Genomic DNA, 25583 nt, shown 5'->3' on the forward strand with positions numbered 1-25583 from the left:
CCTCTGCTGGTGGCACCACCACCACCTCGACACCTCCGGCTGGAACATCCACATGCACCACGGCGTGCCCTACATCGCCGCCCCCAACTGGATCGACCGACACCACCGCCACCGACCAGCACCCACCTCCCGCACCAGACTCCACGCAAAACTCACCCGCACCCTCAGATGCTGACAACCGCGCAGATGCCGAACCACGCGCGACGAGCGCACAGGCGATCCCGGCCCTTCGCACAGGGAACCCGGATGCGCCGTCGATAGCGTCGAGCCCGACCCCACCGCCCGCGCCGACGGAAAGGCCGCACCGACATGACGACGACCGAGATCACGGCCGCCGCCGACGGAGGATCCTGGCTCTCCACTCTCGTGGATGCGGTCGTGGGGCTCATGGACGTCATCGGCCCCTACGGCGCCGGCGTCGCGATCGCGGCCGAGAACCTCTTCCCGCCGCTGCCGAGCGAGGCCATCCTCCCCATGGCGGGCCTCGCCGCCCATCGCGGCGTATTCGCGCTGTGGGAGGCGATCCTCTGGACGACGGTCGGGTCCGTCGTCGGCGCGCTCCTCCTCTACGGCATCGGCGTCTGGTTCGGCGTCGACCGCCTGCGCCGCATCGCCGAGCGCCTGCCGCTCGTCTCGGGAGAGGACATCGACCGGACGGTGGCCTGGTTCCACCGGCACGGCGGCAAGGCCGTCTTCCTCGGCCGGTTCGTCCCGATCTTCCGGAGCCTCATCTCGATCCCGGCCGGCGTCGTGCGGATGCCCGTGTGGCGCTTCGCGCTGCTCACCGCCGCGGGGAGCGTCATCTGGAACACCGTCTTCATCCTCGTCGGCTGGTATCTCGGCAGCGGGTGGCACATCGTCGAGCAGTACATGGACATCGTCCAGAACGTCGTCATCGTGGGCGTCGCGGCCGCGGTCGTCTGGTTCGTCGTCGTCCGCATCCGCGCGCAGCGTCGCCAGCGGGCGGCCGGTGCCGTCGCTCCGCGCGGCGAGCGCGAGGCGCCCGCGGCCGACTGAGCGTTCGTAGACTGGGCCTGTGCCCGCCGAACGCCTCCATCTCGTCCGCCACGGCGAGGTCTTCAATCCGCGGCGCGTGCTGTACGAGCGCATGCCCGGATTCCGCCTGAGCGAGGACGGGCGGCGGATGGCCAGGGCCGCGGCCGACTACGTGCGCTCGCTCGACCGCCCGCTCGCCGAGCTCGTGTGCTCTCCGCTCGAGCGCACGCGCGAGTCGGCCGAGCCGTTCACGGCGCTGTTCGAGCTCGAGCCGCGCGCCGACGAGCGCGTCATCGAGCCGTGGAACGCGTTCGCGGGGAAGCGCATGAGCCGCGCCGTCTTCATCCCGCAGAACTGGTGGCACCTGCGCCGCCCGTCGCGGCCGAGCTGGGGCGAGCCGTATCGCGAGGTCGTCGACCGCATGCACGCGGCCCTCGACGACGCGTGGGACGCCGCCGACGGCGGCGACGTCGTCATCGTGACGCACCAGGCGCCGATCTGGATCACGCACCTCTCCGTCGCGGGCCTGCCGCTGCGGCACGATCCCCGCACGCGCCGGTGCGCCCTCTCGAGCGTGACCTCGTTCGAGCGCAAGGGCGACGTCTGGCGCGAGATCGACTACGTCGAGCCCGCGTCGACCGCGGGTGCGGTCGACGTCGGGGCCGTCTGAGACCCGCACCGCGCCATCCTTCACCCCGCCGTCGCCTCGCGGGCACCTTCCGGACCCCTCGCGTTCACGCAGTGCGCTGACCGTAGAAGGTCAGCGGGAGACGCCCGCTGACGGAGGTCACGTGAGCGGTCTGAGGCGAGAGGCGATCGACGCCCGAGCGGTCGTGACCGACTTCGACGGAGTCCACACCGACGACACCGCCTTCGTCGACGCCGACGGCCGCGAGTTCGTCCGCGTGAGCCGCTCCGATGGGATGGGCGTCTCGCTTCTGCGCAGGGCCGGCATCCCCTTCCTCATCCTCTCCACCGAGACGAACGGCGTCGTCGCCGCGCGCGCCCGCAAGCTCCGCGTCGACGTGCGCCAGGGGCTCGACGACAAGGCGGCGGCTCTGCGCGAGTGGGCGGATGCCCAGGGCGTCGCGCTCGCGGATGTCGCGTACCTGGGCAACGACGTGAACGACCTGCCGTGCCTGCGGATCGTCGGCTGGCCCGTCGCGGTTCCGCGCTCCCATCCCGACGTGCTCGCGATCGCCCGCGTCGTCCTGCACCGAGCGGGCGGCGACGGCGCCGTCCGCGAACTGGCCGAGCGCGTCCTGCGCTCCCGCACGGGCCTCGTGCCCGAGCGCGCGGGCGCTGCGCTCCGCGCGTCCATCCCGTCCTCGTCACAACCGGAGGAGCACTCATGACGGTCACGATCGGCACTCGCACGCTGGGCGATGCGCACCCCACCTACGTCATCGCCGAGATCGGCCTGAACCACAACGGCTCGGTCGAGATCGCCAAGGAGCTCATCGACGTCGCCGCGGCCGCTGGCGCGGACGCGGTCAAGTTCCAGAAGCGCACCCCGGAGATCTCCACGCCCGAGCACATGCGCGACGTGCCGCGCGAGACGCCGTGGGGCACCATGACGTACCTCGAGTACCGCTACCGGGTCGAGTTCGGCCGCGACGAGTACCTTGAGATCGGCGCGCACGCCGCCGAGCGCGGCGTCGACTGGTTCGCGTCGCCGTGGGACGAGCCGTCGGTCGCGTTCCTCGAGGACCTCGACGTCGTCGCGCACAAGGTCGCGTCGGCGAGCCTCACCGACGACGGACTCCTCGCGGCGCTGCGCGACACGGGCAAGCCGATCATCCTCTCCACGGGCATGTCGACCATGGAGCAGATCGACCGGGCGGTCGACCTCCTCGGCACGGAGAACCTCGTCCTCCTGCACGCGACGTCGACGTATCCGATGCCGGCGGAGGAGGCGAACCTCCGCATGATCCCGACGCTGAAAGACCGCTTCGCCGGCGTCCCGGTCGGATACTCGGGGCACGAGCGCGGGCTCGCGATCTCGTTCGCGGCCGTCGCGCTGGGCGCGGCCGCCGTCGAGCGCCACATCACGCTCGATCGCGGCATGTGGGGCTCGGACCACGCCGCCTCGATCGAGCCGACCGAGCTCGCGGCCCTCGTCGCCGGCATCCGCGACATCGAGCCCGCCCTCGGCGACGGCGTCAAGCGCGTCTTCCCCGGCGAGCTCGCGCCCATGGCCAAGCTGCGTCGCGTGGGAGCGGGCGCCGCGGTCTGACCCGCCTGCCGCGCTTCGCGGCGAACCGGCGCCCGATCGCCGCATTTCGGGGCAAGGCTCGCCGAGCCTTGCCCCGAAGCCGCTGTCCGGCCATACAGCATCGACCCAGGCACCTCGAACACGGGAACGTAGGATGGGAGCCGTGCGCACGCCTGCCGTCCCGAGCCTGTCTCCCCGCATCCGCCGGGGCGCGAGAGCGGCCGCCGCGCTCGCCGTCGCGACGCTCATCGCCGGTCTGGCGGCGTGCTCCGCCGACCCCGTGACGCAGGCCTACCTCGAAGGCGACGACAAGGGCTACATCGCGAGCGACTTCCGGGTGAAGGAGATCCCCGTCGAGGAGCGCGGCGAGCCCGTCGAGTGGTCGGGTGTCACGGAGGAGGGCGACGAGCTCTCGAGCGACGACACCGCGGGCGATGTCACCGTCGTGAACTTCTGGTACGCCGCCTGCGGCCCGTGCCGGGCCGAGGCCGCCGACCTCGAGTCGGTGTGGCAGGAGTACCAGGGCGAGAACGTGTCGTTCGTCGGCGTGAACACCTACGACCAGGCCGACACCGCGCGCTCGTTCGCCGAGCGGTGGGGCGTGACGTACCCGAGCATCATCGACGTCAACGACGGCAGCGCGAAGCTCGCCTTCGCCGGCGCGACCTCGATCCAGGCGACGCCCACGACGCTCGTCCTCGACACCGAGGGGCGCGTCGCCGCGGTCCTCATCGGCCAGCTCGAGGGCGCGTCCATCCTCTCGACGCTCGTGGCCGACACGCTCGCGGAGTCGGCATGACCGCCGCGGGCGCGGCATCGTGAGCCTCGACGCCGTCGTCTTCGGCGGGGCTCTGTGGCTCGCGATCCCGATCGCGATGCTCGCGGGGCTCGTGTCGTTCGTGTCGCCCTGCGTGCTGCCCCTCATCCCGGGCTATCTCGGCTTCATCGGGGGAGCCGTCGCGCCCCGCGGCGGGGCGGCGGATGGCGCCGCGCCGGGCGGCTCGCGCGGTCGCCTCGTCGGCGGAGTGCTCCTGTTCATCGCGGGCTTCACGCTCGTGTTCGTGACCCTCATCGTGCTCGGCGGGCTCGCGGGCAGCGGCCTGCAGCAGTTCAGCCTGCTCTACGGCGACCTCATCACCCGCATCCTCGGCGTCGTCATCATCCTCATGGGCGTCGTCTTCATCGGCTTCCTCGGGTTCGCGCAGCGCATCGCGCGCCCGCAGGTCAAGGGCGACCTCGGCCTCATCGGCGCGCCGCTGCTCGGGATCGCCCTCGGCATCGGGTGGGCGCCGTGCATCGGACCGACCCTCACGGCGATCATGTCGCTCGCGATCATCCAGGGAGACGGATGGCGCGCCGCGGTGCTCGGCCTCGCCTACTCGCTCGGGCTCGGCATCCCGTTCCTCCTCGTCGCCCTCGGCTTCGGCTGGGTCACGCGATCGACCGCGTTCCTGCGTCGGCACATCCGCGTCGTGAACATCGTCGGCGGCGTGCTCCTCATCGTGCTCGGCCTGCTCATGGTGACGGGCCTGTGGACCGAAGTGATGTCGCGCCTCGGCGTGCTGTTCGCCACGATCGAGCCGCCCCTATGACCGCCGAGAAGGGCGCCGCGACCGCCCGGAAGGACACCGTGACCGATCAGCGCACCGCGCCCCAGCGCGACGGCAGCGAGCCGCTGCGCCCCTCCGACCACGTCGACGCCGACGAGGCGATCGCGCAGCCCGCGCTCGGCTTCGTCGGATGGCTGCGGTGGGGATGGCGTCAGCTCACGAGCATGCGCACGGCGCTCGTGCTGCTGCTCCTGCTCGCGATCGCGGCCGTTCCGGGGTCGATCTTCCCGCAGCGCATGGCGAACCCGAACGGCGTCACGCAGTGGGAGCGCGACAACCCGGATCTGTTCCCCGTGCTCGACGCGCTGCAGCTGTTCGACGTGTACCAGTCCGCCTGGTTCTCGGCGATCTACATCCTGCTCTTCGTCTCGCTCATCGGCTGCATCCTGCCCCGCACGAAGCACCACGCGAAGGCCCTGCGCACGAAGCCGCCGCGCACGCCCGCGCGGCTCGCGCGCCTCGACGACTTCCGCGAGGACCGCATCGCGGCCGAGGACCCGGAGGCCGAGGCCGCCCACGCCGTCGATCTCGCGGCCGCGCAGCTCAAGGCGCAGGGGTATCGCGTCGAGCGCTACGACGGCCGCGGCGCGTTCTCGGTGTCGGCCGAGCGCGGGTACCTGCGCGAGACGGGCAACCTCGTCTTCCACGCGTCGCTCGTCGGCGTGCTCCTCACGGTCGGCATCGGCGGCGGATTCGCCTACACGGGCCAGCGCGTCGTCGTCGAGGGCACGACCTTCGTCAACTCGCTGCTCGACTACTCGTCGATGAACCGCGGCCGCTTCGTGTCGGAGGCGGCCCTCACGCCGTACTCGATGCGGCTCGACTCGTTCGACGTCACCTACCAGGAGTACGGCGGGCCCGGGTCGGGGCAGGCGGGCGACTTCTCCGCCAACGTCACGGTCACGCATCCCGACGGGTCGACGTCGGAGGACGCGGTGCGCGTCAACCACCCTCTCCAGCTCGAGGGCGACGCGATCTACCTGCTCGGCAACGGGTACGCGCCGACGATCACCGTCCGGAACCCCGAGGGCGAGGTCGTGTACCGCGACTCCGTGCCGTTCCTGCCGCAGGACACCGCGATGACGTCGACCGGCGTCGTCAAGGTGCCCGACGGCCTCTCCGAGCAGCTCGGCCTCGTGGGCTTCTTCTACCCGACCCAGGTGCCGCTCGACACGGGCGCGTTCGCCTCGGCGTACGGCGACCTGCTCAACCCCATGCTCACCCTGAACGTGTACGCGGGCGACCTCGGCATCGACGACGGCACGCCGCGCTCGGTGTACGCCCTCGACGTGACGGGGCTCGAGCAGCTCACGGGCGGCGACACGGGCGTCGACTCGATCGAGCTGGCACCGGGTGACACCGCCGACCTGCCGAACGGCATGGGCACGATCACCTTCGAGGACGAGACGCCCGAGGGCACCGATCCGGCCCTCGGCTACACCGAGTCGGTCAAGCGGTTCGTGTCGCTCCAGATCCACCACGATCCCTCGGCGCTCGGCGTGCTCGTGTTCGCGGTCCTCGCGACGCTCGGCCTGCTCGTCGCGCTCTTCGTGCCCCGGCGCCGGATGTGGGTCAAGGCCACGCCCGACGGAGACGGCGTGCGCCTCGAGTACGCGGCTCTCGCCCGCGGCGAGGATCCCGCGCTCGCCGACGCGGTCGAGCAGCTGCGCGCGAAGCACCGGGCCGCGCTCGACGACTGATCCTCGCGCTCGGCTCCCGACCGCGCGCGACCCCCGAAACCTAGGATGGACACCATGCAGCTCGATCCCGTGACGATGGACAGCTTCTCCGTCGTGCTCGTCTGGACGGCCATCTCGCTCTACGTCCTCGCGTTCATCGCCTACGCGGTCGACCTCGCGAACCGCTCGCAGGCGTCGCTGGCCGCGAAGGACGCCCGGCAGCTCGTCGGCGTCGGCGCCCGCGCCGCGTCGCCCGCCGCGAGCGAGACCGTGGTCGCGGCGGCCCCGCGCTACGTGTGGGGCCGGATCGGCACCTCGCTCACGTGGCTCGGCTTCGTGTTCCACCTCGGCGCGACGCTCCTGCGCGGCCTCGCGGCGGGGCGCGTGCCGTGGTCGAACATGTACGAGTTCGCGATGACCGGCACGCTCCTCATGACGGCGGTCTACCTCGGCGTCCTGTTCTGGAAGGACCTCCGCTTCCTCGGGTCGTTCATGACCGGCCTCGTGACGGTGCTGCTCGGCTCGTCGTCGCTGTTCTACGTGCAGATCACGCCGCTCATGGACCCGCTCAAGTCGGTCTGGCTCGTCATCCACGTCTTCGTCGCGTCGCTCGCGACCGCCTTCCTCGCGCTCGCCTTCGCGCTGTCGGTGCTGCAGCTCCTGCAGGCACGGCGCGAGCGGATGGCGGTCGAGGCTGCCGAGGCGCCCGCGCGCCGCAGCATGCTCCGGACCATCCCGAGCGCCGAGGCGCTCGAGGGCCTCGCATACCGCTTCGCGATCATCGGCTTCATCTTCTGGACGTTCACGCTCATCGCGGGGGCCATCTGGGCGAACGACGCCTGGGGGCGCTACTGGGGCTTCGACACGAAGGAAGTCTGGACCTTCATCATCTGGGTGCTCTACGCGGGCTACATCCACGCGCGGGCGACGCGCGGCTGGCGCGGCACGCGCTCGGCGTGGCTCTCGATCGTCGGCTTCGCCGCCGTGATCTTCAACTTCACGATCGTGAACATGTTCTTCGAGGGGCTGCACGCGTACAGCGGCCTCAGCTGAGCGTGGGAGGAGCCTGAGCACCGCGCCCCGCTCGGTTGCCTAGGCTGATCGGATGGCCGCGCCCCGACCCGCACGACTGCACGCGCTCGACGGCGTGCGCGGAGCGGCCGCGCTCGTCGTCGTGCTCTACCACGCGAGCCTCATCGCCCGGCCGTTCGCCGATGACGGGACGGCCCGCCTCATCTGGGAGACGGCGACCGAGTCGCCCCTCAAGCTGGGGTTCGCGGGAACCGAGGCGGTCCAGGTGTTCTTCGTGCTGTCGGGCCTCGTCGTGACGCTCCCTGCGCTGCGCGCGGGGTTCTCGTGGCCCGGCTACTTCGTCTCGCGACTCGTGCGCCTCTACCTCCCCGTGTGGGCGGCCATCCTCTTCGCCGTCCTCCTCGTCGTGGCCATCCCGCGCGACCCCTCCCGGGTGACGCCCGACGTCTGGATCGTGAACGCCAACATCACCTTCCCCGACTGGCCGCTCGCGTTCGACGAGGCCACCCTCATGCCCGTGACGTACGACACGGTGAACACGCTCTGGTCGCTGCGCTGGGAGATCGTCTTCAGCGTGCTGCTGCCGGTGTTCGCGGCCGTCGCGCTGCTCCTGCGGCGCTGGGCCTGGCCGGCCGCGGTCGCGTGCATCGCGGCGATGGTCGCCGGCCGGGTGCTCGACGAGCGGCCCTTCGACCTCGACGCGCTCGTCTACCTGCCGACGTTCCTGCTCGGCTGCCTCATCGCCGTCCGCCTCGACGAGATCACCGCGTGGCCGCGGCGTCGGCCGCGGCCCATCCTGTGGCTCGCGCTGTTCGCCGCCTCCTGGCTGCTGCTCATCGCGTCGTGGTGGACGCGCCCGCTCGTGCCGCCGTCGAGCACGCTGGGGGAGGCGCTGTGGGGTCTCGCGGGCGCGGGCGCGGCAGGGCTCATCCTGCTCGCCGTGTGCTCCCCGCTCGCCGAGCGCGTGCTGCAGACGCGCCCGCTGCGCTGGCTGGGCGACATCTCGTTCAGCCTCTACCTCGTGCACGCGCCGATCCTCGCGACGCTCGCGTTCGCGTGGGGCGACGAGAACTGGGCGCTCGTCGCCCTCGCGGGCGTCCCGCTGAGCCTCGCGGTCGGGTGGCTCTTCCACCGCGGCGTCGAGCGGCCCTCCCACCGTGCCGCGCGCGCGGCGGGGCGCCGCGCGGAGCGCGCGTTCGCCCGCGTCACCGCCTGAGCAGGCGGTGCTTCCTGCGGTGCGCGCGGCGCATCGCCTGTCCCCACGCGCGGGTGACGTCCTCGTCGGAGAAGCGCTGCGCGCTCTCGACGGCCGCACGGCGCATCCGCATCCGCTCCTCCTCTGACGCTCCGACGAACCGCGCGACCGCGGCGGCCAGCGCCTCCTCGTCGCCCGCGGGAACGAGGAACCCGTTCTCGCCGTCGCGGATGATGTCGGCCGCCCCGTAGGGGACGTCGTACGCGATCGGCACGCAGCCCGCGGCGAGCGCCTCGATGAGGACGAGCGGGAAGCCCTCCGAGGTCGACGTCGACAGCAGGAAGGAGGAGCGCTCGAGGTGCGCGGCCGCGTCGGGCGCGTACCCGCGCAGCCGGATGCCGTCGTCGGCGAGCGGGGCGAGGCTCGCGCGGTCCTCGCCCTCGCCCCACACGTCGAGCTCGACGTCGAGGCCCGCCGAGCGGGCCGCGCGGACGACCGCCATGGCGTGCGCGATGCGCTTGCGTCGGGTCAGGCTCGCGAGCATGATGCCGGCGCCGGGCGGCCGGCCCTCGAGCGGCGGCGCCTCGGGCAGGTCGCGGCCGTTCGGCACGACGTCCAGGCACGCGTGCTCGCCGAGCAGGGCCACGACGTCGTCGCGCTGGCGCTGCGTGAGGAGCACGACGGCGTCGAACGCGTCCAGGTTCTCGAACACGGGCCTCCGCGACTCCCGCAGGCGCCCCATCGGCCGCCGGCGTCCGACGAGATGCGACGCGTGCACGACGTGCATGGTCACCGCGTGCGGGCGGCGGTAGTCCATCGCCCAGCGTGCGACGGTCTTGCTGTCGACGACGAGGTACGACGGCTCGTCCTCGGTGAGCGCGTCGAGCCACGCGCGGTAGAGGTGCGCGATGCGGCCCCACGACCGCGCCGGCCGGCCGTCACAGTCGCACAGGACGACGGACTTCCCGCCCGGGGTCCCGCGCTCGGCGACGTCGCGGCGCTCCGAGAGGAGCAGCGAGCCGTCCGCGCGGAAGTGGTCGGTCTGCAGGATCTCGCCGCCCTCTGATGCGCGCACGCGGCTGAGCACGGTGTCGCCCCGGCGCCGCTCGGACAGCCGCTCGCCGTCACGCGGCGGCAGGGTCGCGAGCGGCGTGAACGGGTGCCGGTCAGGGCGGAGGGAGCCGCCGGGCAGGGGGTTCTCGCGCAGCCAGTCCCACAGATTGAGGAGGGCCATCCCGTCGACGATCATGCCCTCGCGCCGCAGACGCTCCTCCCTGGCCGGGTAGTCCGGGTCCGGATCGAACGTGAGCACGGTCACCGGCCGGTCGGCGAGACGCACGAACGCGCGGCTGCGGTGGAGCATCGCGGAGGTCATCCCGCCCCACGTGTCGTCGACCGACCACGTGAGCGCGTACTGACGCCCGCGGGGAAGCATCGGGCGGAGGTGCAGCATCCGGAGAGCCTAAGTCGGCGGCCTCAGCGGTCCCAGGGGATTGCGCGTGTGGCGGACGGTCTGCCAGCGGATCCAAAACTCTGTTGCTTTGTGTGGGTTTCGGTTGTATTGTGTGGGAATCCGAAGGAGGATGTCGCATGTACGCAACGGAGCGCAGAGAGCTCATCGAGCAGGCGCTGCTCGCCGACGCCCGCGTCGCGGTCGCCGATCTGGCCGAGCGCCTGGGCGTCACGACCGAGACCGTGCGCCGCGACCTCGCCGTCCTCGAGGAGGCCGGCGTCCTCCGCCGCGTCCACGGCGGCGCGCTTCCCGCCGACCGCGGCAGCCTCGCCGAGACCGACCTCAGGGAGCGCGTCGGCCGCCACGGCGTCGCCAAGCGGCGGATCGCGCAGCGTGCGCTCGACGCCCTGCCCTCCGGGTTCACGGGCTCCGTCCTCCTCGACGCGGGCACGACCACCGCGGCGCTCGCCGATCTGCTTCCCGCCCGGTTCGGCGGAGCGCGGGTCGAGGTGGTCACGCACTCGGTCGCGATCGCCGCCGCCCTGAGCGCGAGCGAGGGGGTGGCCCTCTCCGCGATCGGCGGACGGGTCCGCGGCGTGACCGGAGCGGCGGTCGGCGCGCGGACGGTCGAGGCGATCTCGTCCCTCCGGCCCGAGATCGCCTTCGTCGGCGTCAACGGCCTCTCGGCCGCATTCGGCGCGAGCACCCCCGATCCCGACGAGGCCGATGTCAAGGGCGCGATCGTGCGCGCCGCGCGCCGCGTCGTCGTCCTCGCCGATGCGTCGAAGTTCGGCGAGGAGTCGCTGCAGCGCTTCGCGAGGCTCGACCAGCTCGACGTGCTCGTCACCGATCGCGCCCCCGACGCGGCGCTCGCCGCGGCGCTCGAGGACGCGGGAACGGAGGTCTGGGTCGCATGATCGTCACGCTCACCGCCAACCCGGCGCTCGACCGCACGATCGCGCTGGACAGCGCCCTCGTGCCGGGCGAGGTGCACCGGGCTTCCTCCGCGCAGGAGGACGCCGCGGGCAAGGGCGTCAACGTCGCCCGGGTGCTCCACGGCTCCGCGGTCGAGACCCTCGCGGTCCTGCCGCTCGCCGCGGACGACCCGTTCGCGGCGCTGCTCGACCCGACCCTGGCCATCCGCGCCGTGTCGACGACGGCGCACGCCCGCGCGAACATCGCGCTGACGGATGCCGCCGGCGAGACGACGAAGATCAACCTCGCGGGCACCCCGCTCGGCGACGACGTGCTCCGCGCGCTCGTCGACGCCGTGGTCGCGGCCTCGGACGGCGCCGACTGGCTCGCCCTGTGCGGCTCGCTGCCCGCGGGCGCCCCCGGTGACCTCTACGCGACCGTCATCCGCGCGGTGCGCGCCCGCGTCGCGCATCCGCCGCGGATCGCCGTCGACGCGACCGGGCCCGCGCTCGAGACCGTGCTCGCCCAGGCCGACGAGATCGGCGCCGTCGACCTCATCAAGCCCAACGAGGACGAGCTCGTGCAGCTCGCGGTCGACCTCTCGGCGCCGGATGTCGACCGGCCCGCGCTGCACTCGCGTCTCGTCCGCGAGGTCGAGGCCGACCCGATCGCCGCCACGGCACGCCTCGCGCGGGAGCTCGTGCCCGGCACGGTCCGCGCGGCGCTCGTGACGCTCGGCGGCGACGGCGCGATCCTCGTCGACGCGCACGGCGTCTGGCACGCCGGCATCCCGGCGGGCGTCGACGTGCTCAGCACCGTCGGAGCGGGCGACAGCTCGCTCGCCGGCTACCTGCTCGCCGACCGGGCCGGGGCCGCCCCCGCCGAGCGGCTCCGCACCGCCGTCCGCTACGGCTCCGCGACCGCGGCCCTGCCCGGGACGCGCCTGGCGACCCCCGCCGATCTCCCGACCGGCGACATCCCCGTCCGCGCGCTCGACTGAGCGCACCCGAATCCCGCACCGCACCCATCCAGGAGGGCACCGTGTCCACCATCACCCCCCAGCTCGTCAGCCTCGACGAGGATCTCGGAGCCGACAAGGAAGCCGTGCTCCGCTCGCTCTCGGCGCGCTTCGTCGCGCAGGGCCGCGCCCGCGACGCCGAGGAGCTCTTCGCCGCCGCGTGGGCGCGCGAGGAGACCGACGCGACCGGCCTGCCGGGAGGCATCGCGATCCCGCACGCCAAGAGCGCGACCGTCACCCAGGCCTCGCTCGCCTTCGCGCGGCTCTCGCCGGGCGTCGACTTCGGCTCGTTCGACGGCCCGAGCGACATCGTCTTCATGATCGCCGCGCCCGACACCGCCGCCGAGGAGCACCTCGCCGTGCTCTCCACGCTCGCGCGGCACCTGATGGACGAGGACTTCCTCGCCGCGCTGCGCGGCGCGAAGGATGCCGATGAGGCCGTCGCGATCGTCCGTCATGCGATCGGCGAGGGCGACGGAGCTGCCGACGCGGAGCCGGTCGCGGCGGAGCCGACGCCGGCGGCTCCCGCCGACGGCGGACGGCAGATCGACGGGCGCCCCGTGCGGATCGTCGCGGTCACCGCGTGCGCCACCGGCATCGCCCACACGTACATGGCGGCCGACGCGCTCGCCGCCGCCGCGAAGAAGGCCGGCGTGGAGTTCGCGGTCGAGCCGCAGGGCTCGAGCGGCTTCGACCGCTTCGACGCCGAGACGATCGCGCAGGCGGACGCCGTGATCTTCGCGGTCGACGTCGACGTGCGCGAGCCCGAGCGCTTCGCCGGCAAGCCCGTCGTGCGGCGCTCGGTGAAGGCGGGCATCGAGCACGCCGCCGAGCTCATCGAGACAGCCGCGAAGGCCGCGGTCGACCCGGCGGCGGAGCGCGTGAGCGGAAGCGCGGCGGCGTCGACCGCCGCCGCCTCGGCGCAGAAGGAGTCGTTCGGCGCGAAGGTCAAGCGCGTGCTCCTCACGGGCGTCTCGTACATGATCCCGTTCGTCGCGGGCGGCGGCCTCCTGATCGCGCTCGGGTTCCTCTTCGGCGGGTTCGACATCAACGAGAACGCCCAGGACATCGTCCTCGGGAACGCCCTGTGGAACCTGCCGGAGGGCGGCCTCTTCCCATACCTCGGCGCCGTCTTCTTCTCCATCGGCGGCATCTCGATGGGCTTCCTCGTCGCAGCGCTCGCGGGCTACATCGCGTTCGCGATCGCCGACCGCCCGGGCATCGCGCCCGGCTTCGTGGCCGGCTCGGTCGCCGTGCTCATGAGCGCGGGCTTCATCGGCGGCATCGTCGGCGGCGTGCTCGCCGGGCTCGCGGCCTGGTGGCTCGGCTCGCTCAGCGTCCCGCGCTGGCTGCGCGGCCTCATGCCCGTCGTGATCATCCCGCTGCTCGGCTCGATCTTCGCGTCGGGCCTCATGATCCTGTTCCTCGGCTGGCCGATCGCGGCGCTCATGAGCGCCATGACCGACGGGCTCAACGGGCTCGCGGAGTCGGGCCTCATCGTCGTCGTGGGCATCGTCCTCGGCCTCATGATGTGCTTCGACCTCGGCGGCCCCGTGAACAAGGTCGCGTACGCGTTCGCCGTCGCGGGCCTGGGAACGGCGACCGAGGGCAACAGCGTGCCGTACCTCATCATGGCCGCGGTCATGACCGCCGGCATGGTGCCGCCGCTCGGCATGGCGCTCGCGTCGACCGTGCTCGCCCCCAAGGCGTTCACCGCGCCCGAGCGCGAGAACGGCAAGGCCGCGTGGCTGCTGGGCCTGTCCTTCATCTCGGAGGGGGCGATCCCGTTCGCGGCGGCCGACCCGCTGCGCGTCATCCCCGCCTCGATGCTCGGCGGGGCCGTCACGGGCGCGCTCTCGATGCTGTTCTCGGTCGGCTCGCGCGCCCCGCACGGCGGCCTGTTCGTGTGGTTCGCGATCGACCCGATCTGGGGCTTCGCGCTCTCGCTCGTCGCCGGCACCGTCGTCACGGCCTTCGCGGTCGTGCTCCTCAAGCGGTTCGCGCGTCGCCGCACCGACGCTCCCGCACCGGCCCTCGAGGAGGCCGTCGCGATCGCCTGATCCGCGCGGCGCACGGCGCCCCATCCGCTCGTCGGATGGGGCGCCGTGCTGTCGATCAGCCCCGCAGCTCGGCGAGCGCCTTCTCGAGGCGGCGGTCGCGCGTCGCCTCCTGCTTGGCCTCCGCGATCGACCGGGCGATCTCCTTGCGGCGCGAGTATGCGAGCGCGTCGAATGCGGCCTTCGCTGCGGGATCCGCCGCGAGCGCCTCGGCGAGCGCGGGCGGCACCTCGACCGTGCGCTCTGCCGCGTCGAGGGCGATCTCGACCTCGACCTCGTCGCCGATCTCGACGCCCAGCTCGGCGCGCGCGGCCTTGCTGAGCCCGAGCATGTTCTCGCCGCCCATCCGCGCGATGCGCAGCCGTGCGACTCGGTCGCCGATCGTCACGACGACAGGCGGGTTCTTCACCGAGCCGAGCGCGGCCACCTGCTCGTCCGAGAGGAGGATGGCCGCGGCCGGTCCGCGCGCATGGATGGTGGTGTGCAGCTGCAGGGCGTTCATGCGGTCACGATAGCGGCCTCGGATCCGCGTGGGGATGCGTCGCGCCCTGCGCATTTGCCGCGACTGGCCGGTCAGGCGGGCGGATGGCGGCCGCACGCGGCAAGGACGTCGGGCGAACCCGGGCAGGCCGGGCGACCTCCCCCGCCGCCCGGGGTCGCGGCGTCCGGCTCAGCTTGCGAACAGGGCGCGCGCCGACACCGTGCGCCGCGCGGCGACCGCGATCGAGGTCGCCGCGAACGCCAGCACCGCCCAGACGACGAGCCCGGCGATCGCGGCGCCCGCGCCCGGCGCATCGGCGATGACCGCGAGCAGGGCGCGGTGCGCCGGGGCCGTGGGCAGGGCCGCGGCGAGGTCGCCGAGCACGCCAGGGGTCGTCGACACGATGCCCGTGGCGATCGCGAGCGTTCCGGCCACGGCCGCGATCCAGCGGCCCGCCCCACCGAGGATCGTGACGAGCGCCTGGTGCACGGCGGCGAACGCCACGCCCGCGAGCGCGCTCAGCCCGAGGAGCGCCCAGAAGGTCGACGCCTCGTAGCCCGCCGCGAGCTGCACGACGCCCGCGACGAGCACGCCCTGCGCGGCGCCGATGCCCGCTGCGGGGAGGAGTCCGCCGCCCGCCAGCAGGACCGATGCGCGGCGCGAGGTGAGCGTCCGGCCGGCGATGGGGCGCAGCGCGAGGAACGTCGCGAGACCGCCGAACCACAGCACGGCCGCGATGAGGAGCGGGATGGCCGAGGCGCCGAAGAGCTCGAGATCGGACGCGCTCGAGGCGACCGGGTCCGCGACCGCCGAGGCGAGGTCGGCGGCCTCCTCGTCGGTGTACGAGGGGAGGGCCTCGGTCGCCTGATCCAGCCCGTCGCCGAGCGTGGTCGCTCCCGACCCCAGCTCGCCGATGCCGTCGCCGAGGTCGGTCGCGCCGTCGGCGAGCTGCCCGATGCCGCCGCCGAGGTCGGTCGCGCCGTCCTCGAGCTGCCCGATGCCGCTGCCGAGATCGGCCGCGCCGGTCGCGAGCTGCGCGATGCCGTCCGACAGGTCGGTGGCGCCGCCGGCGAGCTGTCCGATGCCGCCCGACAGGTCGGTGGCTCCCGTGGCGAGCTGCGTCGCGCCATCCGCGAGCGGGGCCGCGCCTCCCTGCAGCTGGCGCGCGCCGTCGCCCAGCTGCGTGGCGCCGCCCGCGAGCTGCGAGACCCCGTCGGCGAGCGCGCCGGCCCCGGTCTGCAGCTCGCTCGCGCCCGACGCGAGCTCGTCGGCGCCCGTCGCGAGGGCGCCCAGGCCCTCGTCGCCGGCGAGAGCGCCCGCGCCGCCCGCTGCCTCCTGCAGCTGCCCCGCGATCTGCGCCGTGGCCTGCGCGTCGAACGCCGACAGGCCGCCCGAGGTGCCGCCCGCGGCCTGCTCGGCCTGGTCTGCGGCTCCCGCGATCGCCGACAGCTGCGCGCAGTACTCCGCCGCCGCTCCCGAGGCCGCGCAGCCCGCGACGAGGGCGTCCAGGCCGTCGGAGACGCCGGTCGTCGCCTGCGCCGCTCCGCTCGCGGCCGCGAGGAGATCGTCGGGAACGAGTCCGCTCGCGGTGAGGGCCGCCGCCCCGTCGGACAGCTGCGTCTGCATCTGCGCGGCGCCATCCTGCGCCTGCCGGATGCCGGCGGCGAGCTGGGTCGCCCCGTCCGCGAGCGCGCCCGCTCCGTCGGCGAGCCGGGTCGCGCCGGCCGAGGCGTCGGTCGCTCCGGTCGCGAGCTGGTCGGCGCCGTTCGCGAGGTCGCCGGCGCCCGTGCCGAGCTGGCCGATGCCGTCCGCGACCTGCGTCGCGCCGTCGGCCAGCTGCGTCGCGCCGGTCTGCGCGGCGCCCGCTCCATCGGCGAGCTGCGTCGCGCCGTCGCGGGCCGCTCCGGCTCCGTTCGCGAGCTGGACGGCGCCATCCTGCGCCTGACCTGCGCCGTTCGCGAGCTGCATCGCCCCGTCCTGCGCCTGCGTCGCTCCGTCGGCGAGCTGAGTCGCCCCGTCCTGCGCCTGCGTCGCTCCGTCGGCGAGCGCGTGGGCGCCGTCGGCCGCCTCGCCCAGCTGGTCGCCGAGCGTCGTGTAGCCGACGAAGACGTTCTCGAGCGTCGACTCCGACAGCGTCGTGCCGAGCGTCGATGCCGCGACCGAGGCGATCTCGCTCGTGATCGCGCCGTCTACGACCCGGGCGTCGGGGGCGGTCGTGACCTCGATGAGCGCCTGCTCCGGCTTCTCGTCCTCGCCCGAGAGCGACTGCGCCGACGACATCGCCGCGGCCGAGAACTCGGCGGGGATCGTCACGACGGCCTGGTACGTGCCGTCCGCGAGGCCCTCCTCGGCGTCGTCCTCGTTCGAGAGCACCCAGTCGAGGTTGCTGTCGAGGTCGTCGGAGCCCTCGACGAGCCCCGCGGCGAGCTGGCGGCCGAGCGGCACGGTCTGACCGTCGATCTCGGTGCCGTCGTCGTCGTTCACGATCGCGGCCGTCATGTTGTCGAGTCGCGCGGTCGGGTCGTCGAGCGCCGACACGAGCACGCCGCCGAGCAGGGCGGGCAGAGCGAGCGCTCCGATCACCGCGAGCCAGCGCACGCGGCTGCGGTCTGCGGATGGCCGGAAGGGCGTCATGCGGTCACCTCGAGGGTCTCGTCGGGCGTGCGGATGTCTGCGGTGCCGCCATCGGGGAAGCCCGCGGCGGCGAGGAGGGCGAGGGCCGCCCGGGAGTCGCGCGCCGCGGCGACGACCGTGAGCGGCGCGGTCGGGTCCTGCGCGTGCGCGGCATCCCGCAGGAGCGCGGCGACCTGGTCGCCGGTCGCGGGGGAGAGCGTGTCGAGGCCGTCCACGACCACGAGCCGCGGCGCGCCGGAGAGCGCGGCGCGCAGGTCGGCGGCCGGGTCGTCCGCGCCGTCGAGGAGGGCGACGCCGACATGGCCGCGGACCCAGGCCCCGCGTCCGGGCAGGAGATGGCCGGCGACGCGCAGGCGGCCGTCGGCGATCGGCAGGCGGCCGGCGATCGCGAGCAGCACGGCGCGCGATCGGGCCGGGTCGTCCGCGGTCACGACGAGCGCCTCGCCGGGGTCGACGCGCAGATCCGCGCCGGACACGAGTGCGCGGTCGCCGTCGGCGATGACGAGTCCCTCGGCGGCGACGACCGCCGTCGAGCCGGGCTCCGGCCAGTCGGCGAGCTCGCGTTCGCGCTCGACGGCCTCGCCCTCGATGTCGAAGTGCGGCAGGGCGCGCTCGAGCCACGCCGGCATCCACCAGGCGTGGCGTCCGAGGAGCGCGAGGACCGCGGGCACGAGCGTCATGCGGATGAGGAACGCGTCGACGGCGATGCCGACGGCGAGCGCGAGCGCGATCGGCTTGATGCTGCTGTCGCCCTCGGGGACGAAGGCCGCGAACACCGCGAACATGATGACCGCGGCGGCCGTCACGACGCGGGCCGAGGCGGCGAAGCCCGTGTGGATCGCGCCCACCGCCACCTCGCGCGTGCGGCCGCGTCGCCGCGCCGCGTGCACGTAGTCCTCGCGCATGCGCGAGACGAGGAACACCTCGTAGTCCATCGCGAGGCCGAAGAGCACGCCCATGACGATGATCGGCATGAACGCGATCACGGGGCCCGTGCGCGCGACGTGCAGGAGGTCGGCGCCCCAGCCCCACTCGAAGACGGCGGCGACGACGCCGAAGGCGGCGAGGACCGACAGCAGGTACCCCGCGGTGGCCTTGAGCGGCACCCAGATCGAGCGGAAGACGATCATGAGCAGGACGAACGAGAGGCCCACGACGAAAACGCCGAACGGCAGGAGCGCCTCGCCGAGCCGGTCGGAGATGTCGATCGAGACCGCCGTGAAGCCCGTCACGACGAGGTCGACGCCGTACTCGTCGAGCCACGCGTCGTGGTGCGCGCGCAGCTCGCGCACGAGCTCGCTCGTCGCGGGGTCGGATGGCCCGGTCTCGGGGATGATCTGGACGATGCCCGTGTCGGCGGTCTCGTTGGGGGTCGCGAGCGCGACCCGGGCGACGCCGTCGATCTGCTCGACCTCGTCGGCGAGATCCTCCATGAGGCCGAGCGGGTCGTCCGACGTCACGATCGTGCCGGTGAGGATGAGGGGCCCGTTGAACCCCTCGCCGAAGTGCTCGCCGACGAGGTCGTAGCTCTGCCGCGCCTCGCTGTCCTCGGGCAGAACGCCCGCGTTCGGCAGCGCGAGGCCGAGCTGGGCCGACGGGATGGCGACGATGCCGAGCCCGAGCACGACCGCGACCGTCGTGATCCAGGGGTGGCGCGTGACTCCGCGCACCCAGCGCAGCGCGAACCCGGGGCGGGCGCCTGCGTCGCGGACCGGCTCCGCGCCATCCGCCGGGGTCGCCGGGCTCTTCCGTGCGCGTCGAGCCCGGGGCGGTCGGCCGGCAGCCCGGCCCTTCACGAGCCCCAGGAAGGCGGGCGTGAGCGTCACCGCGATGAGCACGGCGACCGCGACCGCGACGGCGGCGGCGATGCCCATCGTCGTGAGGAAGGGGATGCCGGCGAAGCCCAGGCCCACGAGCGCGATGAGCACCGTGACGCCCGCGAAGACCACCGCCGATCCGGCCGTGCCGGTGGCCCGGGCGGCGGACTCCTCGGGGTCGACGCCGCTGCGCACCTGGTCCTGGTGTCGCGCCGCGATGAAGAGCGCGTAGTCGATGCCGACCGCGAGCCCCAGCATGAGGGCGAGCATCGGCGTCGTCGACGACACGGTCGCGAACGCGGTCGACGCCACGATGCCGAGCATCGACACGCCCACGCCGAGCAGGGCGATGCCGAGGGGGAGGCCAGCGAGGACGAACGAGCGGAACGTCACGATGAGCACGAGCAGCGCGATGACGACGCCGACGGCCTCGACGATCGAGAGGGCGGGGAGCTCGGTCGCGTAGAGGTCGCCGCCGAGCGCGACGCGCGCGCCGTCGGGCAGCTCGCCGCGCAGCTCGTGCACGGCGTCGGCGAAGCCGTCCTTCGTCTCATCGGAGATCGTCGAGCTCTGGCCGGTGAACTGCGCCTGCACGATCGCGGCCTCGCCGTCGTCGGAGACGAGGCCGTCGACCATCTCGCTGTACGGCGAGGTCGTCGCCTCGACCCCGGGGAAGTCGGCGAGCTCATCGACCTTCTCCTCGATCGGCTCCCGGTAGGCCGCATCGTCGATGCGGTCGCCATCGGCGGCCACGACGACGAACTGCGCGGCCGTCCCCGAGACCTGCGGGAACGTGCGGCTCAGCTGCTCGATGCCCTCCTGGCCCTCGGTCCCCGGGATCGAGAAGCTGTTGTCGAAGCCGCGGTTCAGGCCGAGGGCGCCTGCCCCCACGACGACGAGGAGGAGCAGCCAGCCGCCGAGGACGCGCCAGGGGTGGCGGAACGACCAGCGGCCGAGCGAGAACAGCAGAGTGGACACGGTGGCGCCTCCGGGGGCACGTCAGGCGGGCTTCGATACAGCGCTGTATCCGATACAGGACTGTATCGTAATCGACCGAGCAGGATCCCGGGCTGAATCCCGGGTGTGAGATCGTGAACAGCGCGGGACGCGCGCCGATGGCGCGCTCTGCGGGAGGAGGTCGAGGTGGCAGAAGAGGTGCGGAGCGGGACGCGGAGCCGCGAGAACACGCGCGCGCGGCTGCTGGAGGCGGCTGCCGAGGTGTTCGCGGAGGTGGGGCTCGGCGAGGCGTCGGTCGAGCGCATCTGCGAGCGGGCGGGCTACACCCGCGGCGCGTTCTACTCGAACTTCGCCACGAAGGACGAGATGTTCCTCGAGCTCGCGAAGGTCGTCGCCCGCGACCGGGTGGCCGCGGCGCGGGCGCGTGTCGCCGAGATCGACGTCGCCGCGACGATCGGCGTCGAGGCCTCCGACGTCGCGGCGATCATCCGGGTCCTCGACGTGATCGGCGACGACCGGCTGAGCACGCTCCTCATGTACGAGATCAATCTCCACGCGATGCGCGACCGGGACTTCGCCGTCGCCTACGCGGTGCAGGAGCAGGAGATGGTCGACGAGGTCGTTCAGCTCATCGAGGAGGTCGTCGAGAACGAGCGGCTCGAGCTGCGTGTGACCTCGCTCGAGGCCGCGCGCATCATCCTCGCCGTGTGGGGCGACGTCTCGGGTCGTGCGGCCATCGCGGGCCTCGACGCGGACGCCGCGCGCGAGCTGCGCAGCGTGGAGGTCGGCCGCGTCGTGCAGCTGCTCATCGAGCGGTGCTGACCGTGCTTCAGACGGGGGCCGCCGGGCGCTAGGTTTCTGCCCAGGGGTCCGCATCGGGCGCGGACGGAGGGGGAGGCGTCGTGAGGCGCAGGCACAGCGGCCCGGGGCCGGCCGGACTCGAGGGGCCGGGCTCGGCTCTGCGGCAGACGCTCCTGCGGCTCTCGGCCAAGGCGATCACCGACCTCTACGAGCTGTACCGCATCCATCCGGTGGTCTGGCGGTGGACGGCGCGGCACTTCCAGCCCGGGATGGCGCGGTTCGCGAGGTTCAACGCGTGGATGATGTGCCAGCTCGCGAACCTCGACGTGCCGGCCTATCAGCGCCACCTCCGTGCGCACGGGTTCCGCTTCCGGTGGTTCCGGCTCGACAGCTTCCCCGAGACCGACAAGCACGGCTACGTCACGGCGCACTCGGAGGACGACCGCTGCTGGAACGGCGAGATCGAGACGATCGGCACGGTCGTCGACGAGTCGTCCGGCTCGTCGGGCACGCCGTTCAACTGGATGCGCGGCCGCCACGAGCTGAAGACCATCCACAGCAACGTCGCGGGGTACGTGACGCTCCTGTTCGGCTCGAAGCGGCTGTTCTGCATCAACGCGTTCTCGATGGGCGCCTGGGCGACGGGCACGAACACCGGCCATGCGATGTCGAAGATCGCCATGGTGAAGAACACCGGGCCCGACCTCGACAAGATCGTCGACACCATCCGCCACTTCGGGCCGCGCTTCGTGTATCTCGTGAGCGCGTACCCGCCGTTCCTCAAGCACCTCCGCGACCGGCTCGACCGCGAGGAGTGGTTCTCGTGGCGCGACTACCAGCTGAACGGGTTCGTCGGCGGCGAGGCCATGACGGAGGGCCTGCGCGACTACCTCGAGGTCTGCTTCGGACGCGTGTACTCGGGCTACGGCGCGAGCGACCTCACGATCGGGATGGGCGGGGAATCGGATGTCGCGGTGTGGCTGCGGCGGTCGATGTACGCCGACGAGCGGGTGCGCGAGCGGCTGCTGGGGCCCGACGAGACGCGCATCCCGATGGTGTTCCAGTACAACCCGCTCGAGACCTTCCTCGAGGTGAACGGCGCCGGCGAGCTCGTCGTCACGCTCAACTCGACCGCCGTCATGAGCCCGAAGCTGCGCTACAACATCGGCGACGAGGCGAAGCTCATCTCGCTCCCCGAGGTCTTCGACGCGCTCGCCTTCGACCCCGAGCTGCAGCGCGCGTTCCACCGGGCGTTCGCGGTGCAGCGCATGCGCCTGCCGTTCCTCTTCCTGTTCGGGCGGAAGGACTCCACGATCTCGTACATGGGCGCGAACCTCTATCCGATCGACATCGAGAACGGGCTCTACCGGGACAACCGGTTCGCGCCGCAGATCGAGTCGTTCAAGCTCGCGCTCGTCGACATCGGCGCGCACGAGCAGCGCCCGCTCGTGCATGTGCAGCTGCGCGAGGGAGCGGCCCTCGACGCGGCGGAGCGCGACGAGCTCGCTCAGGCCGCGCGGGGCGGGATCGTCGCGCACCTCGAGGCGGTCTCGCGCGACTTCGCGCAGTCGCTCGAGGAGGACCTGACGACCGCCGACATCCGCGTCGAGGTGCACGCGCACGGCACGGGGCCGTTCGCAGGCGGCGAGTCCAAGATCAAGAACGTCTACCTCGTGAAGGACTGACGTGTTCACCGAGGACTTCTCCCGCGCACCCGTGCAGGGGCGCGCGGCCGCTCTCGTGATCGCCGAGGGCCGGTGCGCGGCGAGCCGCCGCGACGGCGTGACGTGGCGGCGCCGACTGCGTGACGGGTCGATCCGCGCCGAGCTCGTCCTGTTCTCGTCGATCGCGGCCGCCGAGGCCGCCGCCCGCGCGCACCGCGGGCGCGTGCGGCTCCTCGTGGCCGAGCCGCGCGGCTACACGAACGGCGTGTGGCGCGCGGAGGACGGCGGGATGGCGCACAACGAGCGCTTCCACCCCGTCTCCACCGAGCTGCGCGACGGCCGGGAGCCGCCCGAGATCGCCGGGCCGGTGCGGCGTCCGCGACGGGAGCGCCGTCGCCCCGAGCCGCGTCGCTGGACGATCTTCGACGGGGAGTCGATGTTCCTCGGCGCGACGCGCTACCGCCATCCGCTCGCGTGGCTCGCCACGAACCGGCACTGGTGGTCCATGGTCGCGAAGATGCACCGCATGCCCGGCACGGTGTGGCACGGCGTCTACGCCGAGTGGCCGTTCACGCTCGGCACGCTCGCGACCTATCGCACACGCGACGACATGATGCGCTTCGCGCGCATGCCGGAGCATCGCCACCTCATGCAGTGGATCGTCCGCGACACGGTCAACGCGACGGGCGGCTTCATCCGGATCTTCTCCTCGCCTGGCGAGCTCGCGCGTCAGGCATCGGCGGCCGCGCAGGCGCCCGCGCGCGTTCTGGCGGATGGCCCAGGCGGCGACGACGGGGAGCCGCTGCGCCTCGAGCGGGTCGAGACCGAGGCGCAGCTGCAGGAGTTCCTCGCGGTGGCGCGCCGCGGCGACCCCGCGCACCTCGCGGTGCCGCTCCTCGAGGACGTCGTGCGCGCGTGGTTCGACGGGTCGGCGGTGGCGGATGGACGCACCGAGCTGCTCCTCGCGCGCCGCGGCGACGAGACGGTGGGGCGCACGACGATCCACGCCGACCGCGCGCTCGACGAGAAGCTCGGCACGCGCGCGACGCTCTTCGGGGCGACCTGGGCGGCGACGCCCGACGACCTCCGCGCGCTGCTCGAGCTCATCGCGGATCGCGGGCGGCGCGACGGCAGCGCCGAGGTGATCGGCCCCGTCTCGCTGCTGCCGAACCAGACCGGCGGGGTGATCACGAGCGGATTCGACGAGCCGGGCTTCTTCGACGGGGCTTGGAATCCGGACTGGGTCCCGCGCGTGTACGAGGAGGCGGGCTTCGCGGTCTGGAACGCATCCGACACCTGGATCGCCGACCTCGATGCCGCTCCCGCGCCATCCGCCCCGTCGGCCGAGGAGCTCGCCGCCGCGGGCATCCGGATCCGTCGCGCCTCGCGCGTGCGGTTCGCGCGCGACGTGGCCCGGCTGCGGACGCTCGTCAACGCCGCCTTCGCGCAGCTGCCGTACTACACCGAGATCTCGCGCGCGCAGATGCGCGACGCGACGAGCGGGCTCGTCGGGCTCATGGACCCCGGGCTGTGGGTCTTCGCCGAGGACGCGCGGACGGGCGAGCCGGTCGGCTTCGTGCTCGTCGTGCCCGACCCGGTCGACGTGCTGAGAGGATCCGGCGGGCGCGTCGGGCCGCGCGAGGCCCTTCGACTGCTGCGCGGCGGGCGCGGCCGCGACGCCGTGCTCGTCATCCACGGCGTCGTGCCCGAGCGCCAGGGGCAGGGCATCGCCGGGCTCCTCTGGCGCGCCGTCGCCGAGCGGCTCCGCGAGGGCGGCTACCGCACCCTGCGGACGACGTATATCGGGCGCGAGAACGCGGCCTCGGCCCGACCCATCGAGCGGCTCGGCGGCCGTCCGCTGCACGGGACGGCCTTCTACCGCCGCCGGCTGGAGGAGTCATGACCGATCTTCGCGACATCGTCGCGGCGGCGTCGAGCGCGCCGTCCGCGCACAACACGCAGCCGTGGGACGCCCGCATCCGCTCGGACGCGATCGAGCTGGGCGTCGCGGAGGGCCGCACGCTCCGCGTGGGCGACCCCACGGGCCGCGACACCGTGCTCGCGCTCGGAGCGTGGACCGAGGCCGCCGCCGCCGCGGCGCGTGCGCGCGGGCGCGCCCTCGACGTGCAGATCCTGCCGGCCCTCGCGGACCCCGCGGTGATCGTCCGCGCCGAGCGCCGCGACCCCGTCGCCCGCCTCGCGCTCGGCGGCGAGGTGCCCGTGCAGCGCACGGCTCTGGATCGGCGGCTCACCTATCGCGGGGCCGTGCGGCGCGTGCCCGGCTTCCTCGAGGCCGCGTCTGCCGTCGTGCCGCCGTGGATCCGGCTCGTGCCCATCGCCGCGGGCGACCTGCGCCGGCTGTCGGCACTGGGGACAGCCGACACGCTCACCCGGCCCGGCGTCGCGGAGGAGCTCGCCTCCTGGCTGAGGCTGTCGCCGCAGCACCCCCGCTATGGCCTCGACGGGCTGAGCGACCGCGTGCTCCTCCTGCCGCCGCGCCTCGCGGCACTCGCCGCGCCGTTCACGCGGCGCCGCAGGCTGCGCGACGGCGCGGCCCGGGTGGCGCGCATCGGCGGCGATCTCGTGCGCCGCGTGCTGCTCGAGGTGCCGGTGCAGGCCCCAGGCGAGGCCGCCGACGCGGACCACTTCGTGCTCGTCGTCGAGTCGGACGAGCTCGACCTCGGCACCGGCGCAGCGCTCACGCGGATCCTCAACTCGCCGCTCGGCCTGCCCGCGGAGACGGTGTTCGAGGCCGGCCGCGCGCTCATGCGGGTGTGGCTTCTCGCCGCCGAGCGCGGCATCGCGTTCGCGCCCCACTCGGAGGTGCTCGACTCTGCACTCGCCCAGGGCGAGCTGCAGTACCGGCTCGGGCTCGGGCGCCGCGCGGTGCCGCTCTTCGTCACATCGGCCGGGCGGCCGATGGCGGTGCCGCCGCGCTCGCCGCGTCTCGGCTGATCTCGTCCGCAGAGCGACCGCGACGTCGTTCGGGTCGCGGTTTCCGTCGGTATCGGCGTCTGTGGGGACGGAAGTTGCGACCTGGGTGGGGTGGTGTGTGGTTC

General features: G+C 73.4%; 20 protein-coding genes. 16 read left to right on the forward strand and 4 right to left on the reverse strand.

Features of this window, described 5'->3' with window-relative positions:
- Positions 1-309: 309 nt before the first annotated feature.
- The 9 genes from ACWXWW_RS16960 (at position 310) to ACWXWW_RS17000 (ending at position 8748) form a co-directional block, all read left to right on the forward strand.
- Positions 310-1017: a DedA family protein gene (locus ACWXWW_RS16960; protein WP_455971113.1), complete on the forward strand. Its 708-nt coding sequence runs from the start codon at positions 310-312 to the stop codon at positions 1015-1017.
- 19 nt (positions 1018-1036) lie between these two features.
- Entirely contained in the window at positions 1037-1666 is a 630-nt protein-coding gene (locus tag ACWXWW_RS16965) for a histidine phosphatase family protein (RefSeq protein WP_271174547.1), read from the forward strand.
- 121 nt (positions 1667-1787) lie between these two features.
- Positions 1788-2351: a KdsC family phosphatase gene (locus ACWXWW_RS16970; RefSeq protein ID WP_374727746.1), complete on the forward strand. Its 564-nt coding sequence runs from the start codon at positions 1788-1790 to the stop codon at positions 2349-2351.
- Positions 2348-3232 carry an N-acetylneuraminate synthase family protein gene (locus tag ACWXWW_RS16975; RefSeq protein WP_455971115.1) on the forward strand — a complete coding sequence of 295 codons (885 nt, stop codon included), beginning with the start codon at positions 2348-2350 and terminating at the stop codon, positions 3230-3232. The genes ACWXWW_RS16970 and ACWXWW_RS16975 overlap by 4 nt, the downstream gene beginning before the upstream one ends.
- A gap of 142 nt (positions 3233-3374) precedes the next feature.
- Positions 3375-4010: a TlpA family protein disulfide reductase gene (locus ACWXWW_RS16980; protein WP_455971117.1), complete on the forward strand. Its 636-nt coding sequence runs from the start codon at positions 3375-3377 to the stop codon at positions 4008-4010.
- A 19-nt stretch (positions 4011-4029) separates the two neighbouring features.
- Positions 4030-4803, forward strand: coding sequence for a cytochrome c biogenesis CcdA family protein (locus ACWXWW_RS16985; protein ID WP_455971119.1), 774 nt, complete (start codon positions 4030-4032; stop codon positions 4801-4803).
- Positions 4800-6521, forward strand: coding sequence for a cytochrome c biogenesis protein ResB (resB, locus tag ACWXWW_RS16990; RefSeq protein ID WP_271174551.1), 1722 nt, complete (start codon positions 4800-4802; stop codon positions 6519-6521). Before ACWXWW_RS16985 ends, resB begins: the two co-directional genes overlap by 4 nt.
- Positions 6522-6575: 54 nt before the next feature.
- Positions 6576-7553 (forward strand): c-type cytochrome biogenesis protein CcsB, encoded by a 978-nt coding sequence (ccsB, locus tag ACWXWW_RS16995; RefSeq protein ID WP_416383289.1) that lies wholly within the window; start codon positions 6576-6578, stop codon positions 7551-7553.
- A 52-nt stretch (positions 7554-7605) separates the two neighbouring features.
- Positions 7606-8748, forward strand: coding sequence for an acyltransferase family protein (locus ACWXWW_RS17000; RefSeq protein WP_455971121.1), 1143 nt, complete (start codon positions 7606-7608; stop codon positions 8746-8748).
- Here the strand turns inward: ACWXWW_RS17000 and ACWXWW_RS17005 are convergent.
- Positions 8738-10180 (reverse strand): glycosyltransferase, encoded by a 1443-nt coding sequence (locus tag ACWXWW_RS17005; protein ID WP_455971123.1) that lies wholly within the window; start codon positions 10178-10180, stop codon positions 8738-8740. The two genes, ACWXWW_RS17000 and ACWXWW_RS17005, sit on opposite strands and share 11 nt — an antisense overlap.
- A gap of 137 nt (positions 10181-10317) precedes the next feature.
- Between ACWXWW_RS17005 and ACWXWW_RS17010 the strand changes: the two genes are divergently transcribed.
- The 3 genes from ACWXWW_RS17010 to ACWXWW_RS17020 are packed head-to-tail and all read left to right on the forward strand — an operon-like array spanning position 10318 to position 14173.
- Positions 10318-11097: a DeoR/GlpR family DNA-binding transcription regulator gene (locus tag ACWXWW_RS17010; RefSeq protein WP_455971125.1), complete on the forward strand. Its 780-nt coding sequence runs from the start codon at positions 10318-10320 to the stop codon at positions 11095-11097.
- Entirely contained in the window at positions 11094-12095 is a 1002-nt protein-coding gene (locus ACWXWW_RS17015) for a 1-phosphofructokinase family hexose kinase (RefSeq protein WP_455971126.1), read from the forward strand. The genes ACWXWW_RS17010 and ACWXWW_RS17015 overlap by 4 nt, the downstream gene beginning before the upstream one ends.
- A 41-nt stretch (positions 12096-12136) precedes the next feature.
- Positions 12137-14173 carry a PTS fructose transporter subunit IIABC gene (locus tag ACWXWW_RS17020; protein WP_455971128.1) on the forward strand — a complete coding sequence of 679 codons (2037 nt, stop codon included), beginning with the start codon at positions 12137-12139 and terminating at the stop codon, positions 14171-14173.
- A gap of 55 nt (positions 14174-14228) precedes the next feature.
- Here the strand turns inward: ACWXWW_RS17020 and ACWXWW_RS17025 are convergent, their stop codons facing one another.
- The 3 genes from ACWXWW_RS17025 to ACWXWW_RS17035 all read right to left on the reverse strand — a co-directional run bounded on the left by ACWXWW_RS17025 (position 14229) and on the right by ACWXWW_RS17035 (position 20080).
- Positions 14229-14672, reverse strand: coding sequence for a DUF1905 domain-containing protein (locus ACWXWW_RS17025; protein ID WP_421076158.1), 444 nt, complete (start codon positions 14670-14672; stop codon positions 14229-14231).
- A gap of 168 nt (positions 14673-14840) precedes the next feature.
- Complete coding sequence (locus ACWXWW_RS17030) at positions 14841-17285, reverse strand: YhgE/Pip family protein (RefSeq protein ID WP_455971130.1); 2445 nt, start codon at positions 17283-17285, stop codon at positions 14841-14843.
- A complete protein-coding gene (locus ACWXWW_RS17035) occupies positions 17282-20080 on the reverse strand; it encodes an MMPL family transporter (RefSeq protein ID WP_455971132.1) in 2799 nt (932 codons plus the stop codon). The genes ACWXWW_RS17030 and ACWXWW_RS17035 overlap by 4 nt, the downstream gene beginning before the upstream one ends.
- Before the next feature lie 165 nt (positions 20081-20245).
- On the opposite strand from ACWXWW_RS17035, the gene ACWXWW_RS17040 reads away from it, so the two are divergent.
- From ACWXWW_RS17040 to ACWXWW_RS17055, 4 genes are all read left to right on the forward strand, one after another.
- Positions 20246-20881: a TetR/AcrR family transcriptional regulator gene (locus ACWXWW_RS17040; protein WP_271174561.1), complete on the forward strand. Its 636-nt coding sequence runs from the start codon at positions 20246-20248 to the stop codon at positions 20879-20881.
- An 80-nt stretch (positions 20882-20961) separates the two neighbouring features.
- The gene (locus ACWXWW_RS17045; protein ID WP_455971134.1) at positions 20962-22545 is read left to right on the forward strand and encodes a phenylacetate--CoA ligase family protein; all 1584 of its coding nucleotides are present in this window, start codon (positions 20962-20964) and stop codon (positions 22543-22545) included.
- Position 22546: 1 nt separating this feature from the next.
- On the forward strand, positions 22547-24427 hold the full coding sequence (locus ACWXWW_RS17050) for an N-acetyltransferase family protein (RefSeq protein ID WP_455971136.1): 1881 nt from the start codon (positions 22547-22549) through the stop codon (positions 24425-24427).
- Positions 24424-25479: a hypothetical protein gene (locus ACWXWW_RS17055; RefSeq protein WP_455971138.1), complete on the forward strand. Its 1056-nt coding sequence runs from the start codon at positions 24424-24426 to the stop codon at positions 25477-25479. Before ACWXWW_RS17050 ends, ACWXWW_RS17055 begins: the two co-directional genes overlap by 4 nt.
- The last annotated feature ends 104 nt before the right edge of the window (positions 25480-25583 follow it).

The sequence above is a fragment of the Microbacterium sp. KNMS genome (genome assembly GCF_053851835.1).